Source organism: Thermosynechococcus sp. Uc (assembly GCF_029335995.1).
Taxonomy (GTDB): Bacteria; Cyanobacteriota; Cyanobacteriia; order Thermosynechococcales; family Thermosynechococcaceae; genus Thermosynechococcus.
Genome location: NZ_JARJMS020000041.1, coordinates 1 through 26,325, shown reverse-complemented (window position 1 = coordinate 26,325; position 26,325 = coordinate 1). Strand labels below are relative to the sequence as shown.

Annotated in this window: 22 protein-coding genes, 1 tRNA gene and 1 pseudogene; 12 read left to right on the top strand and 12 right to left on the bottom strand. The window is 52.4% G+C overall.

All coding sequences use genetic code 11. From position 1 onward, the window contains the following. Positions 1-31: 31 nt before the first annotated feature. Positions 32-2,104, bottom strand: coding sequence for a glycosyltransferase (locus P3X23_RS04695; RefSeq protein WP_300873625.1), 2,073 nt, complete (start codon positions 2,102-2,104; stop codon positions 32-34). A gap of 177 nt (positions 2,105-2,281) precedes the next feature. Between P3X23_RS04695 and P3X23_RS04690 the strand changes: the two genes are divergently transcribed. Next, positions 2,282-3,004 (top strand): DUF1997 domain-containing protein, encoded by a 723-nt coding sequence (locus P3X23_RS04690; protein WP_300873624.1) that lies wholly within the window; start codon positions 2,282-2,284, stop codon positions 3,002-3,004. Here P3X23_RS04690 and P3X23_RS04685 read toward each other — a convergent pair. Continuing rightward, positions 2,955-3,575, bottom strand: coding sequence for a keto-deoxy-phosphogluconate aldolase (locus P3X23_RS04685; RefSeq protein WP_300873622.1), 621 nt, complete (start codon positions 3,573-3,575; stop codon positions 2,955-2,957). The genes P3X23_RS04690 and P3X23_RS04685 overlap by 50 nt on opposite strands. 102 nt (positions 3,576-3,677) lie before the next feature. On the opposite strand from P3X23_RS04685, the gene smpB reads away from it, so the two are divergent. Beyond that, the gene (gene smpB, locus P3X23_RS04680; RefSeq protein ID WP_300873620.1) at positions 3,678-4,136 is read left to right on the top strand and encodes an SsrA-binding protein SmpB; all 459 of its coding nucleotides are present in this window, start codon (positions 3,678-3,680) and stop codon (positions 4,134-4,136) included. Positions 4,137-4,138: 2 nt separating this feature from the next. On the opposite strand, the gene P3X23_RS04675 is transcribed toward smpB, so the two are convergent. From P3X23_RS04675 to P3X23_RS04665, 3 genes are all read right to left on the bottom strand, one after another. After that, positions 4,139-4,771 carry a DUF3747 domain-containing protein gene (locus P3X23_RS04675; protein ID WP_300873618.1) on the bottom strand — a complete coding sequence of 211 codons (633 nt, stop codon included), beginning with the start codon at positions 4,769-4,771 and terminating at the stop codon, positions 4,139-4,141. Positions 4,772-4,875: 104 nt separating this feature from the next. Then, on the bottom strand, positions 4,876-8,397 hold the full coding sequence (gene smc, locus P3X23_RS04670) for a chromosome segregation protein SMC (RefSeq protein WP_300873616.1): 3,522 nt from the start codon (positions 8,395-8,397) through the stop codon (positions 4,876-4,878). A 95-nt stretch (positions 8,398-8,492) separates the two neighbouring features. Further along, the gene (locus P3X23_RS04665; RefSeq protein WP_300873614.1) at positions 8,493-9,491 is read right to left on the bottom strand and encodes a site-specific DNA-methyltransferase; all 999 of its coding nucleotides are present in this window, start codon (positions 9,489-9,491) and stop codon (positions 8,493-8,495) included. A gap of 147 nt (positions 9,492-9,638) precedes the next feature. Between P3X23_RS04665 and trxB the strand changes: the two genes are divergently transcribed. Beyond that, positions 9,639-11,012 (top strand): thioredoxin-disulfide reductase, encoded by a 1,374-nt coding sequence (trxB, locus tag P3X23_RS04660; protein WP_300873612.1) that lies wholly within the window; start codon positions 9,639-9,641, stop codon positions 11,010-11,012. Then, positions 11,009-11,764: a sulfite exporter TauE/SafE family protein gene (locus tag P3X23_RS04655; protein WP_300873610.1), complete on the top strand. Its 756-nt coding sequence runs from the start codon at positions 11,009-11,011 to the stop codon at positions 11,762-11,764. The genes trxB and P3X23_RS04655 overlap by 4 nt, the downstream gene beginning before the upstream one ends. 43 nt (positions 11,765-11,807) lie before the next feature. Here P3X23_RS04655 and P3X23_RS04650 read toward each other — a convergent pair. Together P3X23_RS04650 and P3X23_RS04645 are read right to left on the bottom strand one after the other, a co-directional pair. Beyond that, positions 11,808-11,879 (bottom strand) — tRNA-Thr (locus P3X23_RS04650). Positions 11,880-11,946: 67 nt separating this feature from the next. After that, positions 11,947-12,729, bottom strand: a complete 783-nt coding sequence (locus P3X23_RS04645) for an ABC transporter permease subunit (protein WP_300873608.1) — start codon at positions 12,727-12,729, stop codon at positions 11,947-11,949. A gap of 496 nt (positions 12,730-13,225) precedes the next feature. Here P3X23_RS04645 and P3X23_RS04640 point away from each other — a divergent pair, with 496 nt between their 5' ends. Beyond that, complete coding sequence (locus tag P3X23_RS04640; protein ID WP_300873606.1) at positions 13,226-15,463, top strand: heavy metal translocating P-type ATPase; 2,238 nt, start codon at positions 13,226-13,228, stop codon at positions 15,461-15,463. Here P3X23_RS04640 and P3X23_RS04635 read toward each other — a convergent pair. The 5 genes from P3X23_RS04635 to P3X23_RS04615 all read right to left on the bottom strand — a co-directional run bounded on the left by P3X23_RS04635 (position 15,416) and on the right by P3X23_RS04615 (position 18,113). After that, positions 15,416-15,958 (bottom strand): (2Fe-2S) ferredoxin domain-containing protein, encoded by a 543-nt coding sequence (locus tag P3X23_RS04635; protein ID WP_300873604.1) that lies wholly within the window; start codon positions 15,956-15,958, stop codon positions 15,416-15,418. The genes P3X23_RS04640 and P3X23_RS04635 overlap by 48 nt on opposite strands. Before the next feature lie 112 nt (positions 15,959-16,070). Further along, the gene (locus tag P3X23_RS04630) at positions 16,071-16,877 is read right to left on the bottom strand and encodes a hypothetical protein (RefSeq protein WP_300873602.1); all 807 of its coding nucleotides are present in this window, start codon (positions 16,875-16,877) and stop codon (positions 16,071-16,073) included. Between the two features lie 72 nt (positions 16,878-16,949). Next, positions 16,950-17,732: a sterol desaturase family protein gene (locus P3X23_RS04625; RefSeq protein ID WP_300873600.1), complete on the bottom strand. Its 783-nt coding sequence runs from the start codon at positions 17,730-17,732 to the stop codon at positions 16,950-16,952. An 18-nt stretch (positions 17,733-17,750) separates the two neighbouring features. Next, on the bottom strand, positions 17,751-17,924 hold the full coding sequence (locus P3X23_RS04620) for a hypothetical protein (protein ID WP_300873598.1): 174 nt from the start codon (positions 17,922-17,924) through the stop codon (positions 17,751-17,753). A 3-nt stretch (positions 17,925-17,927) separates the two neighbouring features. Beyond that, complete coding sequence (locus P3X23_RS04615) at positions 17,928-18,113, bottom strand: 50S ribosomal protein L32 (protein WP_300873716.1); 186 nt, start codon at positions 18,111-18,113, stop codon at positions 17,928-17,930. Between the two features lie 209 nt (positions 18,114-18,322). Between P3X23_RS04615 and P3X23_RS04610 the strand changes: the two genes are divergently transcribed. The 7 genes and pseudogenes from P3X23_RS04610 to P3X23_RS04580 form a co-directional block, all read left to right on the top strand. Beyond that, on the top strand, positions 18,323-19,327 hold the full coding sequence (locus P3X23_RS04610) for a phosphoribulokinase (RefSeq protein WP_300873596.1): 1,005 nt from the start codon (positions 18,323-18,325) through the stop codon (positions 19,325-19,327). Between the two features lie 26 nt (positions 19,328-19,353). Then, positions 19,354-20,853 carry a DUF3352 domain-containing protein gene (locus P3X23_RS04605; RefSeq protein ID WP_300873594.1) on the top strand — a complete coding sequence of 500 codons (1,500 nt, stop codon included), beginning with the start codon at positions 19,354-19,356 and terminating at the stop codon, positions 20,851-20,853. 108 nt (positions 20,854-20,961) lie between these two features. Further along, complete coding sequence (gene ppc / locus P3X23_RS04600) at positions 20,962-23,997, top strand: phosphoenolpyruvate carboxylase (RefSeq protein WP_300873592.1); 3,036 nt, start codon at positions 20,962-20,964, stop codon at positions 23,995-23,997. 146 nt (positions 23,998-24,143) lie between these two features. Further along, complete coding sequence (gene argJ / locus P3X23_RS04595; RefSeq protein WP_300873590.1) at positions 24,144-25,403, top strand: bifunctional glutamate N-acetyltransferase/amino-acid acetyltransferase ArgJ; 1,260 nt, start codon at positions 24,144-24,146, stop codon at positions 25,401-25,403. Between the two features lie 97 nt (positions 25,404-25,500). Next, entirely contained in the window at positions 25,501-25,689 is a 189-nt protein-coding gene (locus P3X23_RS04590; RefSeq protein WP_300873588.1) for a hypothetical protein, read from the top strand. After that, complete coding sequence (locus P3X23_RS04585; protein WP_300873586.1) at positions 25,682-25,906, top strand: DUF167 domain-containing protein; 225 nt, start codon at positions 25,682-25,684, stop codon at positions 25,904-25,906. Before P3X23_RS04590 ends, P3X23_RS04585 begins: the two co-directional genes overlap by 8 nt. Positions 25,907-25,947: 41 nt before the next feature. Next, positions 25,948-26,325 (top strand): annotated as a pseudogene (locus tag P3X23_RS04580) (aminopeptidase); the annotation flags it as partial.

The window sequence follows — 26,325 nt, the reverse complement described above, 5'->3', positions numbered from 1 at the left end:
TAGCCATCGCTCCATTGCACTGAGTCATTCTTCATGTTTGATCGGAATAGCGATAAGGGCGAGACCACGCTTTCGCCGGATTAGAGGGCAGAATCCGCATCCAGTGGCGACTTAAAGGAGGCGAAATAAGAGTGCGCAGGAGCAACCATAGAGTTTGCAATTCACTGGGCGCTTTCTGCCATTGCCAGCGGTTGGGTTCACAAAAAAGTAAGGCGACCAATTGGCGATATTGAGCGCAGGTCAGGGGATCGAAATAAATCTTTAGGGTCGTTTGATTGGGCATATCAACAATTTGGCCGCTGAGGTCAATGCCTGCCTCCAACAGCCGACAGGTAAGGGAGACACCCATCGCAGAGGGGGGGAGGGGTTGGTGCAGATGAACAATCGCCCCTCCTTCAGAAAGGCGAATGGTTTTGCCCCAAAGGGCAGTGGCTTTATCCCAAGCAAGATGGAGTTCAACCGTTTGCTGCACATTGAGCCAATCATAGGGATCGGGGCGGGGGCGATCAATGAGGCTATAAAGCGCAAGGGCGAGAACAATTAAATTGTAGAGATTCCAGATCCATGCCAGGAGCAGCCCCTTGGTGTGTAATGCCTGCCAATTCAAGACAGCGGCGGCAGCGGAAAGCACAAACAGTAGCAAAAGAGGGACAGCGAGATGCCACTGAACTCGGTAGCGATCGCGATAACTCCCCTTAGGGGTCACCCAGAAGCCCTGACCAAAGGGACGCAATAACGTGTCAATCACCGTTAAGGTCAAGGGCACACACTGAATCACCGCATAGATATCCGACACAAAGGCAGAGCGACTTTGGCCATTGAGCCAGCGGAACGTACCCACTAGGAGCCAATAATAGGGCACAAAATAGTAGAGCCACTGCCGCAGGCTGGTTTCAAGGGGTACCACCCCCCCAAAAGCAGCAACTAGGGGCAAAAGCAGCAACAGCAAACGCAGGGGACTGTGGAACCACTGCGTGATTCCCTCCAAGTGGGCAAGGCGCTGAAGCCAACTGAGATTGGGCACCCGCAGTGGACTTGCTGCAATGAATAATCCTTGGAGGGTGCCCCGTGCCCAGCGTTGCCGTTGACGAATATGCGCCGTGATTTCCTCCGCACACAGCCCCGCACTGAGACTTTCGTTGAGGTAAATTAGCCGATGACCTGCTGCCGCCAATTGAATTCCTGTGTAGTAGTCCTCACTGAGAGATTCGGTGACAAAGCCGCCAATGGCCTCTAGGGCCGACCGCCGCACCACAAAGGAACTGCCGTAGCACAGTGCTGTTTCAATGCCATCCCGCAGGACTTGATAATGACGGGAGAAGATCTCCACCTCTTGGGGCAGGTGCTCCTCGAGGCCAAGGTTGCGAGCAATAGGATCCGGGTTGTAAAAGCTCTGGTAGGTTTGGACAAGGCCAATATCAGCCCTTTGAAAAAAACCCACAGTGCGGGTGAGAAAGTTGCGCGTGGGAACAAAATCAGCATCAAAAATCGCAATCAGTTCACCCTGAGTATGGGCAAGGGCATGGTTGAGGTTACCTGCTTTGGCGTGGCGATTGTCTGGACGGCTGAGGTACTCACAGCCTAATGCCAAGGCCAATTCCCGTAGGGCAGGGCGACGGGTATCGTCAAGAACATAAATACGTTTGTGAGGATAGTCAAGGGCTTGGCAGCCGACAATCGTGCGTTGCAAAATGGTCAGGGGTTCATTGTAGGTGGGAATAAAAATATCCACCCAAGGTTGATAGTGGCCACTTTTGACCGCAAAGGCAGCGGCATCGGCTTGAGGACGACGATTTTTGATGTGCAAAAGTAGGTACAGTTGCAAGCCATAGCCCGCCATCATAAAACTTTCAATGCCCAGCAGGAGTAAACTGAAAGCCGCCTCCAGGGGGGTGCGCAGATTGAGGGTGGCTAGCGATCGCCACAGCAGATAGTGAAGCATCAAGGCCATTAAACTGCCCACCACTATGACCCGCGCCCACAACTGCTGCACCTTGCCCCAGCGCAAAACGACACTGCTGAGAACCCCCATCAAGCACAATGGCCAAAACAGCCATGGTGTGTCTAAATATTCAACGGCGAGCCAAGGAGTGACGGTGGACATTGGTGAAGCCTTCATCAAAGGTTGAAGGAGATTCAAGGCGTTGTCGAGCGATCGCTATCCATTGCAGCACCACCCTCAGATACTAAAATAATCTAACGAAATGTAAACCAGCCCTTAGACAAGAACCACTTCTTTAAGGTTCCCCCCAGTGGCGATTGCCCCTAGCTGTATGTCAGGATGAATATCACTCAATGCCAGTTTCACGCCATGACGGATTTCCCAGAGGGGACGAAGTTGCCCCCCTTCGTTTTTCACAACCAGTTCCAAGGGTGGATGGAAGTTTATGCACCAGTGCAACGCTACGAAACTTACCTCAACAATCACCAAGAATGGTTTCATCGCTGCGCCCATCCCATGAAAGTAGAACCGGTGGGTAAGCATGGCTACATTCTCACCATTGGTCGCTACGGTTCCCATGGCTATGAAGTAGAACCCAAAATTGGCCTACACTTGCTGCCCCAAGAGCAGGGAGTCTATCGCATTGAAACGATTCCTGTGCCAGAGCAGCCATTTTTGAACTATGAGGTCAATTTTCAAGCGGCCATGGCCTTAGTACCGATGCGAGCCACCCCTGAAACCGATAGCGACCTGCTGGTACTGAATGTGATGGACTACACTAGGGTCAATTGGGAACTGGATTTGCGGGTGGCAATGTACTTCCCACGGTTTATCTACCGCCTGCCCCATAGACTAGTCCAAGGAACGGGCAACCGTGTGTTGGCGCAAATTGTCCGCCAAGTCTCCTACCGCCTGACGGCAAAGGTTCAAGAGGATTTCCACAAAACTATTGGCCTAAACTTAGGCAAACGGTGGCGGCGCAAACGCTTCCATGCTGAGCGGGTACGCACCCTCACCCCAACCCCTGATACGCTTGACGAGCCTGAGCCACCTGCTGCTTGAGCAGAGTTACATCGCTGCTGAGTTGACTGCCCATACCAATGGCGATCGCCCCCGCTCTCCAGAGGGGCACCACATCCTCCCAGCCGATACCTCCGCAGGGGATTAAGGGAATCTCAGCACACAGGGGTCGCAATGCCCGCAGGTAGCTTGCACCCCCCACCGCCATAATTGGAAATACCTTGACCGCCACTGCCTTGGCTTGCCAAGCGTGGAGAATTTCCGTTGGCGTCAAGGCGCCCAAAATCAAGGGCAGGTTTGCCCGCTGGGCAATGGGAATCAGCTCCGTAGCTGTGTGGGGAGTCACTAGAAACTGTGCGCCGGCGGCAACTGCCGATTCAACCATTTGTGGGTTGCTTAAGCTGGCCGCACCAAGAGTGCAGTTGGGATATGCTTGGCGGAGTTGCCGCAACACCAAAGCTGCATCGGGAATTGTCCAAGCCACCTCTAGGCAGGAAAACCCTGCTTCAATGTAAACCTGAGCGCGGGCGATTGCTTCAGCAGGATCAGCTGTACGCACCACGGCAATCAGGGGCAGACCTTGCAAAAACTCTAACTGCTGCAGCTTGGGCATGGCGTCATAACCATTCAGTAAGGAGATGGGAGGGCAGTGATATGATGAAAGTTTTCCCTCCCCTAAACTACGGTATATTGGCAATACCCTTGCGAGTCTCACATGGGTGATAGCGTCAAAATTCTAAGTGAAAATCGCCAAGCGCGCTTTCAATACGAAATTCTGGACACCTATGAATGTGGTCTTGTGCTGCTCGGCACTGAGGTCAAGTCTATTCGCGCTGGCAAGGTCAATTTACGGGATGGCTTTGCCCGCATCCGCAATGGTGAAGCGTGGTTGATGAATGTCCACATTTCGCCCCACGAGAGTAGCCACCAATCCTATAACCATGACCCCCTACGCGATCGCAAGCTCCTTCTTCACAAGCAAGAAATCCGCAAGCTAGTGGGCAAAGTGGAACAAAAGGGACTGACCCTTGTGCCCCTTAAGCTTTACCTCAAAAATGGTCGAGTCAAGGTCTCCTTAGGGCTGGCTCGCGGCAAGAAACTCCACGACAAACGCCAAGACCTCAAGCAGCGGCAAGACAAACGGGAAATGGAGCGGGCAATGAAGCAGCGCTAAGTTTAGCTTTGCGGTTTCGGGAGTGGGCTGGCTTCTGTACTGACGGGCAGGACTGGTGCAGGAGTAGGGCTAAGTGTACCTCCTGTTGCCGCCTCCCAAGAGTCATTGCTGAAATACACATGGCCAAGCACGTTTCCTTCATAGGTGCGCCGCGTTAACCGCCATGTGGGTTCCAGATGGAACTTGAGAAACTGTCCCTCCTGCAGGCCATGGGTACGACCAATAATCATCCGCTGGCCACCGCGATTGCTGCTGCCGACAAGGAGTAACTCGCCATCTCCTCTTTCAATGCGCAGATTGTACTGCAACCCTAAATCTTGTTGAGCCACCCGAATCGAGTAGCCATTGCTATCGGTGGCACGACCACAAATGCCCGTGAAGTCAAACGTCGTCAACAGTGGATCGATCACCACGGGGTTACTGCCCGATTCACTCCAGCAGGGACGAGTATCCTTGATCTGCTCGACCACCAGTAAGCGATACCCACCGCGGGCAAGGGGCATGGCCATTACTACATAGCGGCTTTGATCCACCTCTGTTTGTGTAAACATATTGGCTTGGGCAGGCCGAGGGGCAATTGCTCCTAAATAAGCTAAAGTCAGTAGGCTCAGGCCGAGTTTCTGCCAGTATTTCATAGGGACACTCCTCAACAGAACTTGGAGGTTTTGACAGCTAAAGATATGCTACTGTTCCACTACGATCCACGCCGATGGCCTATCAAGATTCTAGAAATTATTTTTCAGATTTTCAGATCTCGGCGGTGAGCAGTTAGGTCTAGGCCAATCACCTGGGTATGTTGCCCCCGTGCTTGGGTGACACCAATGGTACGCTGAGCTGCTTCAATCATTGGTCGCCGCAGACTGACAACGAGAAACTGTGCTGCTTGGCTCTGCTGCTGAATCATTTTGGCTAGGCGCTCAACATTGGCGCCATCGAGAAACATATCCACTTCATCAAGGGCATAAAAAGGAGAGGGGCGATAGCGTTGTAGGGCAAAAATAAAACTTAGCGCTGTTAGGGATTTTTCGCCCCCCGACATTGAGGTCAAGCGTTGCACGGGTTTACCCTTGGGGTGTGCCACCAGATTCAAACCCCCTGCAAAGGGATCCTCTGGCGTTTCCAGTTGTAAATAGCCATCGCCATCGGCAAGGGTGGCAAAAATGGTTTGGAAGTTGGCATTGACCGCATCAAAAGCTTCACGGAAGGATTGGTGACGCAGTGTGGTGAAGTTCTCAATCCGCAGTAGGATCTCCGTGCGCTCGGCTTCTAGAACGGCGAGCTTTTCCTGTAGCTCACTGAGCCACCCTTGTGTCTCCTCAAATTCTTGAATTGCCAGCATATTAACGGGTTCCATAGCGCGGAGCTGTTTTTCTAGGGCTTGGCACTGCTGCTGAATGTCGCTGAGGGAAAGGCCAGCGGGCACTTCGGGTAATGGCTGCGGTAAAGGGGGTACCTCAGTGGTGCTCAATTCCTGAAGTTGTGCTTGCAGCGTGGTAAGGGTATCGCTGGCTTTTTGGTATTCCCATTCCAGTTGTTGATAGTCCTTTTGAGCCTGCCGCAGTTGGTAGTCTTGGCGATCGCGATTGCTTTTAAGGTGACCGAGACGGGCGTCTAGCTCCCTCAGGGCAGTTTGCGTCCTTTGAATTTGTGTGGCCAAGTCCCCAAGGGTTTGATCGAGAGCTTGCTGCTGGCACAGTGTCTCCTGTTGGGCTTGGCGCAGTTGCCGTATCTCCTGCTCTATTTGGCGTTGGTCTTGCTTTAGTTGCTCGAGTTGGCGCTGGCGATCGCTCAAGGCTTGATCCACCGCCTGGAGGGCGGCCACATGGTCAGCGTGGATTTTCTCCTGTGCTTGAATTTGTTCCTGAAGTTGCTGCCACTGCTGATGGCAAGGATTGGCTTCAAGGGCATTGAGGGCAAGACGTTCTGCGGCAAGTTCAGCTTCCAGTTGAGGAAGATGAGTCTCTAGGTGCGCGAGTTCAGTTTCTGCGGTGGTTAACTCTTGGCTGAGGCGCTGCTGTTGCCGCTCTAGGTCTGCCTGTTGGCCATGGAGGCGGTGTTGTTGCTGTTGGAGTTGCTCCCATTGCCGCTGGCGATCGCGATGGTTTTGACGCGCCTCGCTTAAGGCTTGGCTTAGTTCATTGACTAGCTGCTGTTTTTGACTGCGCTCTTGTAAGAGGCGATCCAGTAAGTGCTCCAATTCCCCAAGGCGATCGCGCAACAGTTGAGCTTCTGTCAACTCTTGGGGGGGAATGCCCTGACCAAAATGGAGCAGGTTGGTGCGACTGTGGCTCCCCCCCGTCATTGCCCCTGAGGGTTCCAGTAAGTCCCCTTCCAGGGTTACCATCCGATACTGTCCCAAGTATTGTCGCGCTGCCTCAAGGGTCTCAAACACCAGCGTACTGCCAAACACATAGGCAAAAATTGGCGCATATTGCGGTTCAAAGGTAACGAGATTCAGGGCATAGTCAACACAGCCCACTAAGGCAATGGGAGGGAGAGTCTTGGGACGTGCCATCTGATTCAAGGGCAAAAATGTTGCTCTGCCGGCCCGTTCCCGTTTGAGAAGGGCGATCGCGGCCGCTGCCACACGGTCATCTACGACAACGATATTTCCTAGGCGTGCGCCAGCTGCAATTTCTAACGCCAGTTGATAGCGGGGTTCCACCTGCCCCAGCTGCGCCACCAGCCCCAGTACACCCGGTATCCCAGCACTTAAAACCAGTCGAGTCGCCAAGCTCCCTTGGGTTTCTTGGACGGCCTGTTGCCGCGCTTCCAGTTGATCTAGCTCCCGCTGCTTTTGTCGCTGTTCTCGCTCAAGGCGTTGATGGGTTTCTGCGGTTAAGCGCAATTGTTGCTGTACGGTTGCTAAGTCTTGGGCAAGGATTTGCAGTTGCTGCTCCTGCTGGCCGACTGCTGTCTTGGCTAGGGTAAGGGTCTTTTCCAATTCCAGTTGTTGGGCATTGAGGAGAGTGAGCGCTTGATTGAGTTCCCCCTGGCGCTGGCGCAACTGTTGCGATCGCTCCTGAAGGCGAGAAAGCTCACTGCGACTCGGTTCCAGTTCATGGATCAGAGCCTCAATCCGCTGCCGCCGCCGACTGTGCTCCTGAAACCAAGCTTGGGCAGCTGTATTCAGCTCCTGAGCCTGCTGCCGCAGGGCGTCGAGGGTAGCTTGGCTGGTGGCAACTGCTTGGAGTAAGGGGGGGCGATCGCCCTGTTGCTGTTCTAACTCTTCAGCGAGTTGCTGTTGCTGCAACCGTTGACTGTGGTACTGGGCTTGTCGCTGCTGTAGTTGTTCCCCCAACTGTTCCTGCTGCTGTTGGTAGGCGGTTTGCTGGCGTTGACACTGGCGCTCTTGGGCATGGAGAGCCGCCAACGCTGCTTGCAGGCGGAGGTACTCTTCTTCGCCGAGGGTTTTCACCTGTTGATTGAGTTGTTCTAGCGTAACGGCTGCCACTTCAATCTCCCGTGCTTTTTGCTGCAGCTGTGCTTGGCGTTGGTCTTGCTCTTTTTGCAGGGCTTGAATCTGGGCTTGCAGCCGTGTTTTTTCCTGTTCACGGGCTTGCCATTGGCGCACCAGTAGCCATTGCTCTCGCTCCTGCAGTTCCAATCGTAGAGCTTGATATTTTTCAGCTTGCAGGCGATCCCGTTGCAGGCGATCGCGCTGTCGCATCAATTCTTGCTCAACAATGCGCAAGCGTTCTTCACGCTCCTTGACCGTATCTAACTTTTCGCGAGCTTGGGCAATCTTACGGTCAAAATCCGCCACCCCCGCCAACTCGTCAATAATTTCCCGCCGTGCCTTGGCATTCATGGAAATAATGCTGGTGATATCCCCCTGCAAGACGACGTTATAGCCTTGGGGATAGATACAAAACGCCTGCAACTGGTCGTGGAGTTCATTCAGCGTGCAGGGTTGATCATTTACCGCATAAGTTGAGGTATAGGTGCCCTGCTTAGTTACCCGCAGTCGCCGCGTCACCCGCCATTCAGTTTCGGCATCCAGTGCAAAGGTCACCGTAACTCGCGTTTCGACAACACTATGGCCACGCCGCGTTTGGCTATGGTTCACCAAATCTGGCAATCGTTCTGCCCGCATCCCTTTAGACCCCGCAAGGCCGAGGGCAAAAAGCAACGCATCCAAAAGATTCGACTTCCCTGAGCCATTCGGGCCTGAAATGACCGTAAACCCCGGCAGCAGCGGAATCACCGTTGTGCCGCTAAAGGACTTAAAATTTGTGAGTTCTAACTGCTTGATGTACACAACTAAGGAAGCCGCTCAACGATATACACACTGTGGGCAGGCCAGTCGAACATGGCTCAGTAGCTTTGGCCAAGTAGGTATAGAACCGCCAATGATCATTTGTATCCGCCCTGTTGTTCCCGAAGGCACACTTGGGAAAATTCTTTCCATTCTTCAGGAATTTGGCATACTTTCTCCTTCCCCGTTGGCTGATAGACCGGTTTGCCCATTGGGCGATAACGGAGCGTGCCACTGTAATACTCCTGAATGCGTTGACGGGCTATCTCCACATAGGTTATTTCCCTTTCGCAACCCATTGCCCGCCTATTGTGCATAAGCGCAGCAATCAATGCAGAACCAACGCCCATGTAGGGATCGAAGACCCAATCCTCTTTATTAGTCAGTGCCAGCACACAACGTTCAACCAGCTCAATGGGAAACTGGCAAGGGTGGATCGTCTTCTCTGGATGGTTAGACTTGACGTTGGGAATATCCCAAATCAGGGCTTCCCAGTCTTGCACCAGAACTTCCCATACGTCCGATGGGTTCTTTCCAAGAGGATTGCCGGATGGTTTCCCTTTGTTTGGACCCTTAAAGTGTCGTTTACCTGGGTATTTTGCTGGAACCCGAACCGAGTCAAGGTTGAAGATGTAATTATCGGATTTGGTGAACCATAAAATAGTCTCGTAACGCCCTGAAAAGCGCCTAGAGGCATGTAATCCGTGTCCAAATTTCCAAACAATGCGATTACGTAATTTCATGCCCAGCCCTTTGAAAATCGGATAATAGAGAATATCAAGGGGGTAAACTTCTCCATCTTCAACAAAATTACCAACTTGCCAGCAAATACTGCCATCTTCTCTTAAGATACGGTGAAGTTGAGTAATTAATTGCAACTGGATTTTGAGATATTGATCAACTGACAGGCGGTTCTCATACTCTTTGCCTAGGTTATAGGGGGGCGAAGTTACAACTAGGGTAACCGAATTATCGGGAATTTGTTTCACGAAATCGTTAACATCACCAGAAAAAATAGTAACACGAGCGTCTGGTTTGAAATTTGTTTCGATGGGTGCGATAGATTTGATAGTAGATAACAATGGAATTTGATTCAAACTGTACTCCTGCACTCTATTAGGCCTAGGGATTGATCTCACCTTTGATTTTGCTATGCCCATTATGCCGAAAGGGGATTCCCTTGTTTGCCGCGAAAAATTAGGTTAGAATAAATAACTCATAGTCGTTTCGAGTTTGTTTTAGCCATGACACCGCCACGGATTGAAAATGTTGTCATTATTGGTTCTGGCCCTGCGGGCTACACCGCAGCTATTTATGCGGCTCGCGCTAACCTCAAGCCCTTTATGTTTGAAGGCTATCAAATTGGGGGGTTGCCGGGGGGACAACTCATGACCACCACCGAAGTGGAAAACTTTCCCGGCTTTCCTGAGGGCATTCAAGGGCCACAACTGATGGCACGGATGAAGGCGCAAGCAGAGCGCTGGGGCACAGAGATGGTTACCGAAGATGTGATTCAAGTGGACTTTAGTCAACGCCCGTTTCTCATTAGCTCGGCGGAGCGGCAGGTGTATGCCCACAGCGTGATTATTTGTACCGGTGCGACGGCCAAACGGCTCCATCTTCCTGGCGAAGAGCAGTATTGGACGAAAGGGGTGTCCGCCTGTGCCATTTGTGATGGGGCAACGCCAATTTTCAAGGATGTCGAGTTGGCGGTCATTGGCGGCGGCGATAGTGCAGCGGAGGAAGCAGTCTATCTCACCAAATATGGCTCCCACGTTCATCTCCTTGTCCGCAGTGACAGGATGCGAGCCAGTAAGGCGATGCAGGATCGCGTGTTTGCCAACCCCAAAATTACAGTACACTGGCAAACCGAAGCTCGGGAAATTCTTGGCGATGGCAATTTAATGACAGGTCTGCGGATTATCAATAAAGCCACAGAGGAAGAATCCATCCTGCCGGTGCGCGGTCTATTTTACGCCATCGGTCACACACCCAATACCCAACTTTTCAAGGATTTTCTGGAATTGGATAGCGTCGGCTATATCATCACCCGCCACGGGACACAGACGAATGTGGAAGGAGTTTTTGCTGCAGGAGATGTGCAAGACCATGAATACCGCCAAGCGGTAACAGCGGCAGGCAGTGGTTGTATGGCTGCCCTTGATGCAGAACGCTGGCTTTCGGCGCGGGGTCTGATTCAGGAGTTTCATCAAACGGAAACCAAGACTAAACCTGAAGAAACGGCGAAACCCACTGCATCCCCAGAACAAGCCTTTGATCCCAATGCCGTTAAGCATCGGGGCAGCTATGCCTTGCGCAAACTCTTCCATGAGAGCGATCGCTTGCTGTTGGTGAAATATGTCTCCCCCACCTGTGGTCCGTGCCATACCCTCAAGCCCATTTTGGATCGACTGGTGGATGAATTTGACGGCAAGGTGCAATTGATTGAAATTGACATCACTGAAGACAGCGCGATCGCCGAGCAAGCAGGGGTGACTAGCACGCCCACCATTCAACTGTTCAAAAATAAAGAACTCCTGGAGGTAATGGTGGGGATGAAACCTAAGAGTCAGTACCGCGAAACCATCCAGCGCTATCTCGGCGCTCCAGTGACGTGATTAGCGAGATTGGACTCCTCACTGTTGCCGGCTTAGGGGCAGGTTTTGTCAATGCGATTGCCGGTGGGGGAACACTGATTAGTTTTCCTGCCCTAGTGGCGATCGGCTTGCCGCCGCTGGTTGCCAATCTTACGAGCACGGTGGCTTTGGTTCCCGGTTATTTGGGAGCCACAGTGGCACAACGCCAAGATCTGAAGGGTCAGCAACGGCGTCTTGGTTGGTTGTTTCCCAGCGCTGTGACAGGGGGCATCACAGGGGCAGTGTTACTGCTGCACACCAATGAGGCGCTATTTAATGCCTTGATTCCCTATTTGTTGCTTCTAGCTGCTCTTCTTTTGGGCATTCAGGAACAGGTGCGGGCTTGGTTACAGCGGCCGGCGAGTTCGCCAGTTGTTTCGGAAGTGGGTGCTATTCCCCTTGTATTTCTGGCTGCGGTCTATGGGGGTTATTTTGGTGCGGGTGTGAGTGTGATTCTGCTAGCAGTCCTAGGCATTGTGCTTGGGGACAGCCTGACGCGCCTCAATGGGTTAAAGCAAGTTTTAGCCTTTGGGATCAATGGTGCTGCTGCTGCCTTTTTTATCCTGTCGGGGGAGGTGGTGTGGCCTGTTGCTGTGGGAATGGCGATCGCCACCATTGTTGGCGGTATTTTGGGGGGTCAATTTGCCCGCGCGGTTAACCCCGTGCTTTTACGCCGCATTGTGGTTTTTTGGGCGGTCATACTGGCAATCATTTACTGGCTGCGACAGCGATAAATCCCCCGCTGCGGATTGTGAATTCCACAGAATTGACCCAAAAAGCCCGTGACGAGGATTGAACTCGTGACCTCACCCTTACCAAGGGTGTGCTCTACCACTGAGCTACACGGGCAAGAATTCCAAGAATTTTATCATAGCCCATTAGGGAAACAATTGTACCACTGAGCTACTAGTTTTTCTTAAAAATTGCGACGAGAGAAGATCAAAGTGGCGATCGCCAGCAGTGCCACGGTATAAATTACTCCATAAAAGGCGTTGACCCCCAGTTCTAGGGGGGATGGTAACATCCCATAGACCGCCGTATTTTTAAGGTCTAGGCGAGATAAATCAGGAAAGATAAGATAGAGCAACTGCAACAGTTGGCGCACACCCTCACTCTCAATTCTTTGACCCAGCCGAACCAAGTTTTGGCTAAAGTGCCCCATAAAGTAGAGGGCGACTGTTAACAGCGTTGCAATCAGAGAGCTAGTAAAACTCCCAAAGAGCAACGCTGCCGCCGTAAGCAGCGATAGCTGAAGCACAATGTAGAGAGCAGTTACTATTAAAGGACCCGCGGGATAGGCAAACTGATTTAAACTCATCAAAATAAACAGGATCAGCGTCATCAGTGCCACTAGCACCAGCAAGACCGCCGAAAGACCTAAATGCTTGCCAATGATAAATTCTGCCCGACTGATGGGCTTTGCCAACATCACCAAGATGGTGCGTTTTTCTACTTCTTTGTTGAGAAGACCACCCCCCACAAAGGCGGCAATCATTAGACCAAAGAGGGAAATTCCCGCCATCCCTACATCGAGGCTGATTTTGTCTTGGGTTCCTGCTGATACCTGCCCCAAAATGAGAATTGCTACGGCGAGGCTGAGGGCAAAGAGCGCCGTGACATAGAGAACCCGCTCCCGCAGAATTTCATTAAAGACATTACGGCTGATTGTCCAAAGGCGACTCAGCGTTAAGGGCAACATCTCCTGTCCCTCTTGAATGTACTTTTGTGTGAACGCAACTAGCCATTCAATCGCAGCTTCCCCATCCTGTTACCAGAGAGGGAGGTGGCGCTCTTACCTACTGCTAGGAACTTTTGCCTTTGCAGCACCCCAGGTCATTTCTGCCTGTGGGTTTGGGGTTGAAGTTGTTCAGACCAACGTTTGGCCTGTTCCCTACGTTGACAAATCGGGTGATTCTCAGAAAAAGGCTACAGCCTGCTTCTGGGAATGCCAAGACCTGCAGGGTCAAAGCCCCTGCGGTGTGCAGTTGTACCTTGCCAAGGTGGTCTTATGTCTACCCAGACGCCCAGAGTGCTTGTCTGGTGGGCAATAGTGCCGTCCTTGGCTGGAAAAATTATACCCCGTCCGCCGCTCACTAGCGATTCCCTAGCGGCACTGCTCAAAGCCAGTGTGTCACAATAGGCGGTGGGGACGCAGTTAGTGAGGTTCAAGTTGATCTTTTTGGAGAGAGTGCACCGTGTCCCTAAATTCAAGGGTTGATTCCCACACCGCTGAGGTGGCCATCCTACGGGTCAGTGGTTTGCGCTGTGTCGGCTGTGTGCGATCGCTAGAAAATCAGTTGAAAGAACAGCCGGGCGTAGATGCAGCGGCAGTGAATCTAGTGACGGGAACCGCCGTTATCACCTATTCCCCTACCGAAACAACCCCAATCGCCATTGTTGAGAGATTGAACCAAGGACGGTTTCAAGCCACTCTTGCAGAAGACAGTGCCCTTTTGGAGCTGCCTGCCCCGTTAGAGGAAACCTCTTTGCCCAGGCTAGGGATCGCCTTTGTGCTCCTCATTCTCTCCAGTGTCGGGCATGGGATTGATCTGCTGCCGGGTCACTGGCCAATGTTGGAAACGATGATCTGGCATTGGGGGTTAGCCACCGTTGCCCTTCTCCTGCCGGGGTGGGAGATCCTACAGGAAGGGATAATAGGCCTGATCCAACGTCACCCCAATATGAATACGCTGGTGGCGCTGGGGGCTTTGGGGGCTTACCTCACCAGTACGGTGGCATGGTTGTGGCCGGCTTTGGGGTGGGAGTGTTTCTTTGATGAACCTGTCATGATCCTTGGCTTTATTTTACTGGGACGCAGTCTTGAGCAACGGGTTCGTCAGCAGGCGCAACGGGACTTGCGATCGCTCCTTGCCCTTCAGCCCCAACAAGCCCTGTGGCAACCCAGTTTGACCACCACTGATCGCTGGCCAATTCCCATCAATCGTATCCAAGTGGGAGACTGGCTGTGGGTGGATGCCGGGGAACCCTTTCCCGCCGATGGCACGATTGTAACGGGAGAAACCTTGGTGGATGAATCCATGCTCACAGGGGAATCTCTACCAGTGGCTAAGGGGGTGGGGGCATCCGTTCTTGCAGGCAGTCGGAATGTGGGGGCTGCAGTCACTCTGCGGGTAGAACGCTGTGGTCGCGCCTCATTTTTAGGACAGATTTTAGACTTGGTGGTGCAGGCGCAAAACCGCAAAGCACCGGTGCAGCAGATGGCGGATGTGGTGGCCGGCTATTTTTGCTATGGGGTGCTGGGGTTGGCAGTGGCAACGGCCCTGTTTTGGAGCGCGATCGCCCCCCATCTCTTTCCAGAATTGACCCATAGCACACCCCTGTTGCCCTTAAAGCTGGCCTTGAGTGTTTTAGTGATGGCCTGTCCCTGTGCCCTTGGCTTAGCCACCCCCATTGCCCTACTTGTGGGCACTAGTCACGCTGCTGCCAAAGGGTTAATTATTCGCGGCGGCGATGTTCTCGAGCGCAGTCAGCAGTTAGACACCATTGTTTTTGATAAGACGGGCACATTGACAATGGGTGAACTGGCAGTGGCCGAGATGAACCTGTATGGCCATTACTCCGCAGAGGAGGTGCTGTGTTTGCTGGCCAGTTTGGAGCATGGAAGTCGTCATCCCCTTGCCGTGGCAATTCAAAAAGCATGGGCGGCCACGGGCAACCCCCCAGAGCAAGCAACGGTCACTGATATCAACAGTGAACTGGGACTGGGGATCAGCGGTTACATTGAGGGGCAGTGCTATCGGGCGGGACGCCTCGATTGGCTACGCGCTCAGGGCGTTGATTGTCCTGCCCTAGAGCTAGAAACCCATGTCGCCCTAGCCTGCGATCGCCAGCTGATTGCAATAGTGACTTTTCGCGATCGCCTACGTCCGGAGGCAGTGAGCACCGTTCAAGCTCTGAAAGCTCAGGGCTATGAGATTCACGTACTCACGGGAGACACCGCCAAGGCGACGCAGCAACTCCTAGAACCCCTCGGCCTACCGCCGACGCATCTCCACACAGACCTACAGCCGCAACAAAAGCTCGCCCTCATTGAAGGGTGGCAGACCCAAGGCAAAATCGTGGCCATGGTGGGGGATGGCATGAACGATGCCCCTGCCTTAACAGCCGCTCAGGTGGGAATTAGTCTGGGCAGCGGTACCGAAGTGGCCATAGAAGCGGCGGATATTATCCTCACTCGCAATCATCTGGAGGATGTGCTTGCCGTGTTGGCTCTCAGCCGTGCCACCTTCCGCAAAATTCAGCAAAACCTCCTCTGGGCAGTAGCCTACAATATCGTTGGTTTACCCCTTGCCGCCGGTGTGGGGTTACTCCTATGGGGACTCAGTCTCACGCCCGGAATTGCTGCGGCTTGTATGGCCACCAGTTCAATTGCCGTTGTCCTCAACTCCCTGAGCCTCCGTCGCCAAAACTAACTCCCGAATCTGCTGGACGGTGGCGTGGGTGAGCCGTTTTTTATGGGGCAGGACAACAACTGCAGGTCCTCGTTTGCATTCTCCCATACAGCCAGTTGCCTTCAGGGTAATGGGGAGCCTTTGGGCTTCTAGTTCTTGCCACAATTCCTTGGCTCCTCGGTGACAGCAGGAAGATTTTTGACACATGAGCACCCTACAGAGCTGAGAACTCTTTGCTGTTGAGGCTTGAGCCGTTGCTAAAAATTCTAAATAGCTTGCCTTGTATTGCTTGACCCAGCCATCATACTTATCGCTGATGGTTCCCGCTAACCGCAGGCGATCGCCCGCCTTGGGGAGTTGCACTAACTCGCGCCGCAGCGACTTTTCCAGCTTAATCCAGACTGTTCCTAGGGCGGTTTTCAAGATTACGACTTTGGGCAGCCCCTTTTTGTAAAACACCTCTTCGACAGTGCCCTCAAGGCTAAATGCTGGCAAATCAATGACACCCAGACCCATGAAAGTGAGACCTTATTAGAATTTTTTCTCAATAAATTGAGTCTAGCATAGAGGGTACAGTCTTGGGCTGATTGCAAATCAAGATCAGATCCCTCTGAGCAGAAAAATCATCTCAACTGGAGAGAATCCGCTCCCACTCTGCTAGTAGGTTATCAATACTCCCATCTGTTGTGCCAGTTACATCTTCTGTAGAGGTGCTATTAAAATGGCTGCCCGTCTCCTCGACACTATTGGGAAAGAGTTCTTCAAGAGTAGGCTGCGTAGCAGAGGGTTCCCCTGAATTGAGACCGGGCATTAAGTAAATTTGGCAAATGTCTGACGGCAGATAGTCCACGATGCGTGCAAGCCCGTCTTCTAAATGCTGGTTGAGTTCCTCAAGGGTGTAGGTTTCCCCTTGAACTTCTAAGTAGGCGCGTACACGCTCAAGACTCCAATGGAATGTCTGCGTCGTTACCAGCACCAAGCGCCCCAGGGGACTGAGGTAGGCAAGGCTGGCTTCTAGATAGCACCAAAGGGGCGGTGGGACATCTTGAAGAACATAGGTAATGTGTTCGATGCCGGGGAGTTCCTCTTGAATCAGGGTGGCGGTGCGATTGACAATCCAGTTGCGCAGGGAGTGAGCTTCCTCATCACCCACTTTCACCCCCTCAGGAGTAAACTCCACAAGGTCAAGGCTGAAAAATAACCCATGCCACACCTTGGCAAAAAGATAGTCCACCTGCACCGGCGATCGCCCGTGGTGCTGCAGCACACTGTAAACAAGGGGGCCGTAGCGACAGTAGAGGGCAACAAAGTAGCAGCCACGATCGCGTTCCTTTTGAAAGTGTTGAACTAATTCCTCATCGGACCAAGTGAGTAACGGCTGAATCAGGGGATGTTGCCGCTCCGCGATTCTGGGAAAGGAGAGAACCTTGACCATGCTCACTGCCACTGAATTAGACACATTGTCCTACGCCTTCGTCAATTGGCCTATGCAGAATTTATTCTCAGTTCAGCCTTGGGTGCGATCGCGAAACAAAGGCAGGTAGTCGCGGCTCTCTGTTCCCAGCCAGCGATCCCAAAAGGTGAAATAGAGGCCATAGTTACAGCGAAATTGGCTGTGGTGCAAACTGTGGTGCGTTGCGCCAATTAGCCACTGCCCCAGCCAATGCTCAGCAAAGCCGCGGGGATAGATCTCCAAATTCAGGTGGTTAATCACACTGGAGACCGTCATCAGGGTCAATAGAATGACAATTGCATAGGGATGCAGCGGCACCAAGAGAATAGCCGCCGGCAGAAAAATTGCCTGCAATAGGGCTTCCCAAGGGTGAAACGAAAAGGCGGTCCAAGGGGAAGGGACAATGCTGTGGTGATGCACGCGATGGACGCGGCGGTAAATTTTGGGGTGGTGCATCCAGCGATGGAGCCAATAGTAATAGGTTTCATGAAGCAGCAGCACAAGACCCATGCTCAAGGGAAAGTAGATATAGTCCCAAAGGGAATTCAACTCTAGATAAACCGCCGTCCAGCCCCACTGCCACATCACTGCGGCAATCGCCCCTGCCAAGGCAAAAATAGCGGCTGTCAGCAACGACCAGCCAAACTCCTGCCAAAATTGTCCCCGCTGGTAGGGGCGCAAATTGACCCGCCGTTTCTTAAGAGGCGTCCAGCGTGCCAGCGCACATACGAGCGAAAAAAAGCCGGCTACCAACACAAGGCGGCTGACCACCATCCAAAACATGACCCCAACCATAATGGCAAAGAGGCGGGGGTCACTGAGGTTGTAGGGAATCATCGGAGAAATTGCTCAACGCTAAAGCCAGCCCAGCCAATGGAGCAAACCCTCTCCTGTCCAATATTCCCATAATAAAAGCACTACAAGGCCAACCATGGCAGCACGACCATTGATCCGCTCAGCAAACGTATTAAAGCCGTACTTGGGGGTTTCCAGTTTTGGAGTGCGGCTTGGCTCTGTAGGGGTAGCCATGGATTACTCCTGCTTGTCTTCGTTTTCTTCTTCTTCAGCTTCAGGGAAGTAAAAGCCTTGAGCACGTTCCGTCAAAATAGACTTGCCAATGGAGAGGGCACGTTGAGCTTGGAGGGCAGCTTGGCGCTTCCAGACAGCACGGCGCATACTGCGCTTGGACTTCGAGGTTTTCTTTTTGGGGCAGGCCATGGTAATCCCTAGGACTAACTTTCGCAATCTATTAGTGTATCCCAAACTCGCCCTTAGGGCAACTGCTGATTCCCACTGTGGACAGCAATGTTCTTCTTTTTGCACAAAAACTATCACAGAGGGACACCACCCTTGTAATATCAGTAAGGGAATACTGAACCACCCCATTAGGGGATGTCCACTTCTACGAGCAAAGGGAATCGTCAGCTATGAGCAGTAAGCCAGACCGTGTGGTTCTCATCGGCGTTGCTGGAGACTCCGGCTGTGGTAAATCAACGTTTTTGCGCCGACTGGCCGATCTGTTTGGCGAAGAATTTATGACTGTGATTTGTTTGGATGACTATCACAGTCTGGATCGCAAGCAGCGGAAAGAAACGGGGATTACGGCTCTTGATCCCCGCGCCAACAACTTTGATTTGATGTATGAGCAGATCAAGGCTCTTAAAAATGGCGAATCAATCATGAAACCCGTTTACAACCACGAAACGGGGACGATTGATCCGCCAGAGAGGGTTGATCCCAACCATGTGATTGTGATTGAAGGCCTGCATCCCCTCTATGATGAGCGGGTGCGATCGCTCATTGACTTCAGTGTGTATCTCGACATCAGCGATGATGTAAAAATTGCCTGGAAAATCAAGCGCGACATGGCCGAGCGGGGTCATAGTTACGAAGATGTGATTGCCTCCATCAATGCCCGTCGCCCCGACTTCATGGCCTATATCGATCCCCAGAAGCAGTACGCTGATGTGGTCTTGCAAATTCTGCCGACCCAGTTGGTCAAAGAGGAGAAAGTCAGCAACATCCTGCGGGTACGAATGCTGCAACGGGAAGGCATCCCCGGCTTTGAGCCAGTCTATCTCTTTGATGAAGGCTCGACGATTACTTGGATCCCCTGCGGTCGTAAGCTCACCTGCTCTTATCCGGGCATCCGCCTTAGCTACGGACCTGATGAATACTATGGTCATCCTGTTTCGGTGTTAGAAGTGGACGGTCGCTTTGAAAAACTCGATGAACTGATCTACATCGAAAGTCACCTCAGCAACACCTCCACCAAGCACTATGGCGAAATGACGGAACTGTTGTTGAAGCACCGCGATTATCCGGGTTCTGATAATGGTTCCGGTCTATTCCAAGTGCTGACAGGGCTGAAAATGCGCGCCACCTATGAGCGCTTGACCTCGCGGGATGTGGCCACTGTCACCAACCGCTAATTTGGCTTGCCACATTGAGGACACTGATGCAACGGCACCAGCGATCGCTATGGTCATCGTTTTTGGTCTTCATTCTCTGCTGGTTGGTTCTAACCTGTGGCCAGCCCGCCTTTGCTGCCGATGGCGATGACCTGGTTTTTGTCCCCCGTCAAGCCCAGAGTGTCCTCAAGCTCAATCAATATCCCAGTAGCGGTCTGCTGCGTTTTTTTTGGGAGCGTTTTTGGACATCGCAACTCACTTATTGGGGCTGGTCGTGGTCTGAAATAAATGCTTGGGTGGGGGAGGGGGTGACTGTCGCTCAGTTCCCCTGCCCTGAAGCCTGCCAAACTCCCCGCCGGTTGTGGATTCTGCCCCTGAAGCGTCCAGAAGCAGCAACAGCTTTTTTGGAAACCTACTGGCAGGCACATCCCTTTGAGACGCAGTTCTATCAAAACATTCCCCTCCAAGTGGGCAACGGCTTGGTAACAGCACGACTGGGCAATCGCCTGCTCCTCGCTTCGGATGTGGAGACCATGACCACTAGCTTAGGGTCGGCGGTGACCGGAGATGGCAATCTTGCGGGTTTGGCTTTTTATCAACGGGCTCGGCCTCAATTAGACGCTCAACCTACGGCTCTTTACTACGCCAACTTGCAATCCCTGAGTTCTGAGAATCGGGAACTGGCACCCACCTATGATCGCCTGCTGGTTGCCATAAAGACCCAAAACAATGAGCTGCATCTGCAAACACTTTTGCACCGCACCAGTGACCCAACACTCACCTCTACTCCCCTTGACCTTGAGTTCCTCCGTTTCCAAGCGCCTATGCCGACGGTGGTGATTGCGGGTTCCCACTTGCCAGAGGGCTATAGCCAACTCACCGAGGCTTTGGCGGACTACCGCTTTGGCAAAACTCCCCAGGGGGATGTTCTTGCAAGCCAGTTGCTGCGGGATTTAACGGCAGATATACCAGTGGATTTGACGACACAAATCTTCCCTTTGGCTAGCGATCGCTTTAGTCTTACCCTTTGGCACCAAGCTGATGAGCAGTGGCAATGGTGGTGGCAGACGGGCAATACCCCAGAAACGCCAGTCCTGCTGCAGCAACTGGATGATCTTGCCCGTGCCAATGGCTATGAGGTCAACCGCTTGGTGTTGAATCAAGAACCCGTAACCGCTTGGGTGAAATTAGTTCTGGCTCCCCAGACGAGTGAAGGCTTGGTGTCTGATGTGGCAGCGGTCTATGAGCAACGGGGCGATCGCCTCATCCTTGCATCCTCTCTATCGGTATTGTCCCCTAGCGAGAATAAAAAGGTGTCTTGGCTACCGCAAAGTCTCCTGCGGCAGCGTCAAGGAATTCATGGGCTGGTCTATGCCCATTGGCCACAGCTATTTGCTTCCTTGAGCCAGCGCTGGCCGTTACTTCAGTACCTCAATGGCGTCAGTGCCGGCGGGTTAGAACGGCTCCAAGATATTACCTTAGTGAACTATGGGGTTCAGGATCGCCTACAACACCTAGAATTGATTCTAACTAGCAAAAAAGACTAGAAACACATTACAAACATTAACAAATCCTTAACAAGTCTGTTAGCAATTGTTGTATTTTGCTGCATCAGGATTCGGTAAAGTAGATTATGTTTGCCGACTGGGGTAGATATGACATCAGTCCTCGATGTGACCAATCGCGATCGCTTGATTGAAAGTGAAAGCTTAGCAGCCCGTACCTTACAAGAACGTTTGCGACTGGTGGAAGAGGTCTTGGTGGATGTCTTAACAGCAGAATCCGGTCAAGAATTAGTTGATCTATTGCGGCGCTTGGGTGCCCTTTCTTCGCCGGAAGGCCATGCCCTCCATCCTCCAGAAGGAGAACTGTTGAAGGTCATTGAATCCCTCGAGCTGAATCAAGCAATTCGTGCTGCCCGTGCTTTTAACCTTTACTTTCAAATTATTAACATTGTTGAGCAGCACTACGAACAACAATACAATCGCGAACGGGCGGCTCAAGAGGGACGACGACCTCGCCGTGTCATAAGTGAACCCATTTCCAGTGTAAGTGGTGAAGGATTTCCGTTGTCCCCCACGGCTACCAATGCAACAGGTGTGCGCAGTGGTTCCAGTGAGCGCCTAGAGCATAGTCTCTATGAAGCCATTCCCGCCACCCAGCAGTATGGCTCTTTTGCGTGGCTTTTCCCGCGACTGCATATGCTGAATGTACCACCACGCCATATTCAACAACTGCTGGATCAACTGGATATTCAACTGGTTTTCACCGCTCACCCGACAGAGATTGTGCGGCAAACGATTCGCGATAAGCAGCGCCGGGTTGCCCGATTATTGGAGCAACTAGATGTGCTAGAGGGGGCTTCTCCTCACCTGACGGACTGGAACGCCCAAACACTGCGGGCACAACTGATGGAAGAAATTCGCCTCTGGTGGCGCACAGATGAATTGCATCAATTTAAGCCCGAAGTGCTCGATGAGGTGGAATACACCCTTCACTACTTCAAAGAGGTGATTTTTGCTGTCATTCCCAAGCTCTATCGCCGGCTTGAACAAGCGTTGCATGAAACATTTCCTTACTTGAAGCCACCCCGTCACAATTTCTGTCGCTTTGGCTCTTGGGTAGGGGGTGATCGCGATGGCAATCCCTATGTCAAGCCAGAAGTAACTTGGCAAACAGCCTGCTATCAGCGCAATTTAGTTCTAGAGGAATACATTAAATCTGTTGAGCGCTTGATCAATTTATTAAGCCTATCGCTGCACTGGTGTGATGTGCTACCGGATTTATTGGATTCCCTGGAGCAGGATCAACGGCAGTTGCCTGGCATCTATGATCAGTATGCGGTGCGCTATCGGCAGGAACCCTATCGTCTCAAACTCACCTATGTGCTCAAACGACTGCAAAATACCCGCGATCGCAATCGGGCACTACAAACCTACTGCATTCGCCGCAATGAAGCGGAAAGGCTGAATAATGGGCAGTTTTACCGCCATGGTCAAGAATTCTTGGCAGAACTGAGGCTGATTCAGCGTAACCTCAAGGAAACAGGACTGGCCTGCCGGGAACTGGATGATTTGATTTGCCAAGTGGAGGTCTTTGGCTTTAATTTGGCTGCCCTCGATATTCGGCAAGAAAGCACCTGTCACGCTGAGGCTCTCAGTGAAATTACCGCCTATTTGGGTATTCTCCCCTGTCCCTATACGGAACTTTCGGAAACCGAACGCACGCGCTGGCTTCTCAGTGAACTTTCAACCCGTCGCCCCTTGATTCCGGGAGAACTCCCCTTTAGCGATCGCACCAATGAAATCATTGAAACATTCCGCATGGTGCGGCAACTACAGCAGGAATTTGGCACGGATCTGTGCAATACCTACATCATTAGCATGAGCCATGAGGTCAGTGATCTGTTGGAGGTGCTCCTGTTTGCCAAGGAAGCCGGACTTTTTGATCCCGCCACAGGCACCAGTACCCTGCAGGCAATTCCCCTCTTTGAAACGGTGGAGGATCTCAACCATGCCCCTGCGGTGCTGACACAACTGTTTTCTCTACCCTTTTGCCGCAGCTACTTGGGCAGCCACAGTACCCCTTTTCTCCAAGAGGTGATGTTGGGGTATTCCGATAGCAACAAGGATTCAGGCTTCCTCAGTAGCAACTGGGAAATTTATAAAGCACAACAACGGCTGCAAAAAATTGCCGAAAGTTTTGGCTTCCAACTGCGGATTTTTCACGGTCGAGGTGGCTCGGTGGGGCGTGGGGGCGGTCCTGCCTATGAGGCCATTTTGGCGCAGCCGGAGCAAACAATTAAAGGACGCATCAAAATTACGGAGCAAGGGGAGGTGCTGGCCTCCAAATACTCGTTGCCGGAATTGGCTCTCTTTAACTTAGAAACAGTGGCCACAGCGGTGATTCAAGCTAGTTTGCTGCGCAGCAGCATTGATGAAATTGAGCCTTGGCACGAGATTATGGAGGAGCTAGCTGCGCGATCGCGCCAGTGCTATCGCCATCTCATCTATGAGCAGCCAGAATTCATTGAATTCTTTAACGAGGTCACCCCAATCCAAGAAATTAGCCAACTGCAAATTAGCTCACGGCCAACGCGGCGGGGGGGCAAGAAAACCCTTGAGAGTCTGCGGGCAATTCCTTGGGTTTTTAGCTGGACGCAAACTCGCTTCCTGCTGCCGGCTTGGTACGGTGTGGGCACTGCTTTGAAGGAATTTCTTGAGGAAAAACCCGCTGAGCATCTATCTTTGTTGCGCTACTTCTACTACAAGTGGCCCTTCTTTCGCATGGTGATCTCCAAGGTTGAGATGACCCTCGCTAAGGTAGATCTAGAAATCGCTCGCTACTACGTTCAAGAACTCAGCCAACCCCAAAACCGCGAAGCCTTCTTCCGTCTTTATGATCAGATTGCTCAGGAGCATCGCCTGACAACAGAGCTGGTACTTACAATTACTGGACATCAACGGCTATTGGACGGCGACCCAGCACTTCAGCGATCAGTGCAATTGCGCAACCGCACCATTGTTCCCTTGGGGTTCCTACAAGTCTCTCTCTTGAAACGGCTGCGTCAGCACAACAGCCAAACCACCTCTGGCGCGATTCTCCGCTCCCGCTACGGTCGGGGCGAGTTGCTGCGGGGAGCCCTTTTGACGATCAATGGTGTGGCGGCAGGGATGCGCAATACGGGTTAAACAACCGAGAGGGTGACTCATGACGCGATATTGCCCTGCCGATGACTGAACAATTCCTCCCCTGAACTTGTGCAAAAACCGTTAATCGTTGCTCTTTTGGGAAATAGCCCTGATATAATCGCAACGATTCTCTGGTTGACGACGTTATGAGCCACTGGCAACGGATTACGGGTGGTGTCACTGCCGCCAAAGGGTATCGGGCTGCGGGAATGGCAGCAGGATTAAAAGCTTCAGGGGCAGCAGATCTGGCATTGATTGTTTCCGACGTGCCGGCGATCGCCGCTGGCGTATTTACAACGAACCACTTGTGTGCAGCCCCTGTAACCTACTGTCGTCAGCGGTTACAAACGAAGGGAACAGCGCAAGCCATTTTGTGTAATTCGGGTCAGGCCAATGCTGCTACCGGCGAACAGGGCTGGCAGGCGGTTTTAGCCCAAGCGGATATGGTGGCAATGGCCTTAGGAGTCAGTCCAGAGATGGTGCTGGTGGCGTCAACAGGGGTCATTGGTCAACCAATTCCCTTAGAGAAAATACGCCAAGCTTTGCCCACCCTGACAGCAAGCTTAAGCCCCAGTAATGGAGAGGCCGCTGCCCGTGCCATTATGACAACAGATCTAGTACCTAAGCAAATTGCTCTTGAGGCCATCTGGGAAGGCCAACCCGTTCGCATTGGCGGCATCGCTAAGGGTTCAGGGATGATTCACCCAAATATGGCGACAATGCTGGCCTTTATTACCTGTGATGCGGCTGTATCTCCCCAGCTGTGGCAGGAGATGCTGCAACGCGCCTGCGATCGCTCCTTCAATCAAATTACCGTTGATGGCGATACCAGCACCAATGACAGTGTCATTGCTTTGGCCAATGGTCAATCCCGTACCCCTGCAATTACAGAGCCAGGACCTGCGGCAACTCGTCTAGAGGAAATGTTGACTGCAGTCTGTGTCCATTTAGCAAAGACGATCGCCCGCGACGGCGAGGGAGCAACCTGCCTAATTGAAGTTCAAGTGAGCGGTGCCAGTGATGATGTAGCTGCACGCCAAGTGGCCAGAACCATTGCCAGTTCCATGCTGGTGAAATCGGCCATTTATGGCCGAGATCCCAATTGGGGACGTATTGCTGCCGCCGCTGGTCGCGCGGGGGTGCCCTTTGATGCCGGCAATCTGGCTATTTCCCTTGGCGGGATCCCGATGATGCGCCAAGGCCAACCCCTACCCTTTGATCGCGCTGCTGCCAATGCCTACTTAGTGAACCAAGCCACTGCCAGCGTGGATGCCAGCGGCCAACAATCCATTGAACATCCCGTGGTTATTGAAGTGAGTATCGGCCACGGCCATGGTCGCGGCCTCGCTTGGGGCTGTGATCTCAGCTACGACTATGTGAAAATCAACGCTGAATATACAACTTGACATTCAGCACAGGGCCCTAGTTGCCACAACTCATGCTCTTGCCGAGGCCATTGAACAGAGTTGCGGTGCCTCTAGTATTAAACAGCGCATTGTGTTTATGAAATCCTGCGTCGAGTGGCACTTTGAGCAGCTTTGGCAAGAGTATCGCCGCAGTCAAGGGGATGAGTCTATTGCCGTGATGATTCATGGTAGGCTGGCGAATGGGTTGGTCAAACACCTCATGAAAATTCATAGGGAGATTGGCCAGCCAGTTGTGCCCATTGCTAGACTTAAACTCAATGAATAGGAAGCACGTCATTGTCAAGCCCAATGCACGTCAGTCTGCTGTATCTGTGAGTCCTGACGGTCAACTTGTGGTTGCGGTGCGTGCCCCCGCCAGCGATGGTAAAGCCAATCAGGAACTCATTGCAGTTTTAGCGGACTATTTTCAGGTACCCAAGTCCCGCCTGCAGTTGGTCAAAGGTCACACCAGTCGCCATAAAGTCATCGAACTCCTAGATTAAGAGCGATCTAGACTAGGAGGGAGTGCTGTGCGATCACGTTTATGTCCTTTGATGTCACCTCTACAAAGTCCTTTGTTCTCATTGGTGCCCGCCCCCACTACAATCCCGATCGCCCCGGACGGGTAGAACATATCTTTCTTGACCTGACGCTGGATTTAGAGGCGCAAACCTGCGGAGGACAGTGCCACATTCACCTGCGTCCGCTCCACCCGCACGTGCGTCACCTGCGCCTCAATGCCGTAGGGCAACAGGTCAAGGGAGTAACGGTGCAACACCAGCCGCAGACCTTCCACTACGACGGCGAGTTTCTCGATATTTCCCTAGAGGAGCACCTAGAAATTAGCCCCGACCAGGTACTCTTGATAGTCATTGACTATTCCCTTGAAAAACCCCAACGCGGGCTGTACTTTATCCCCACC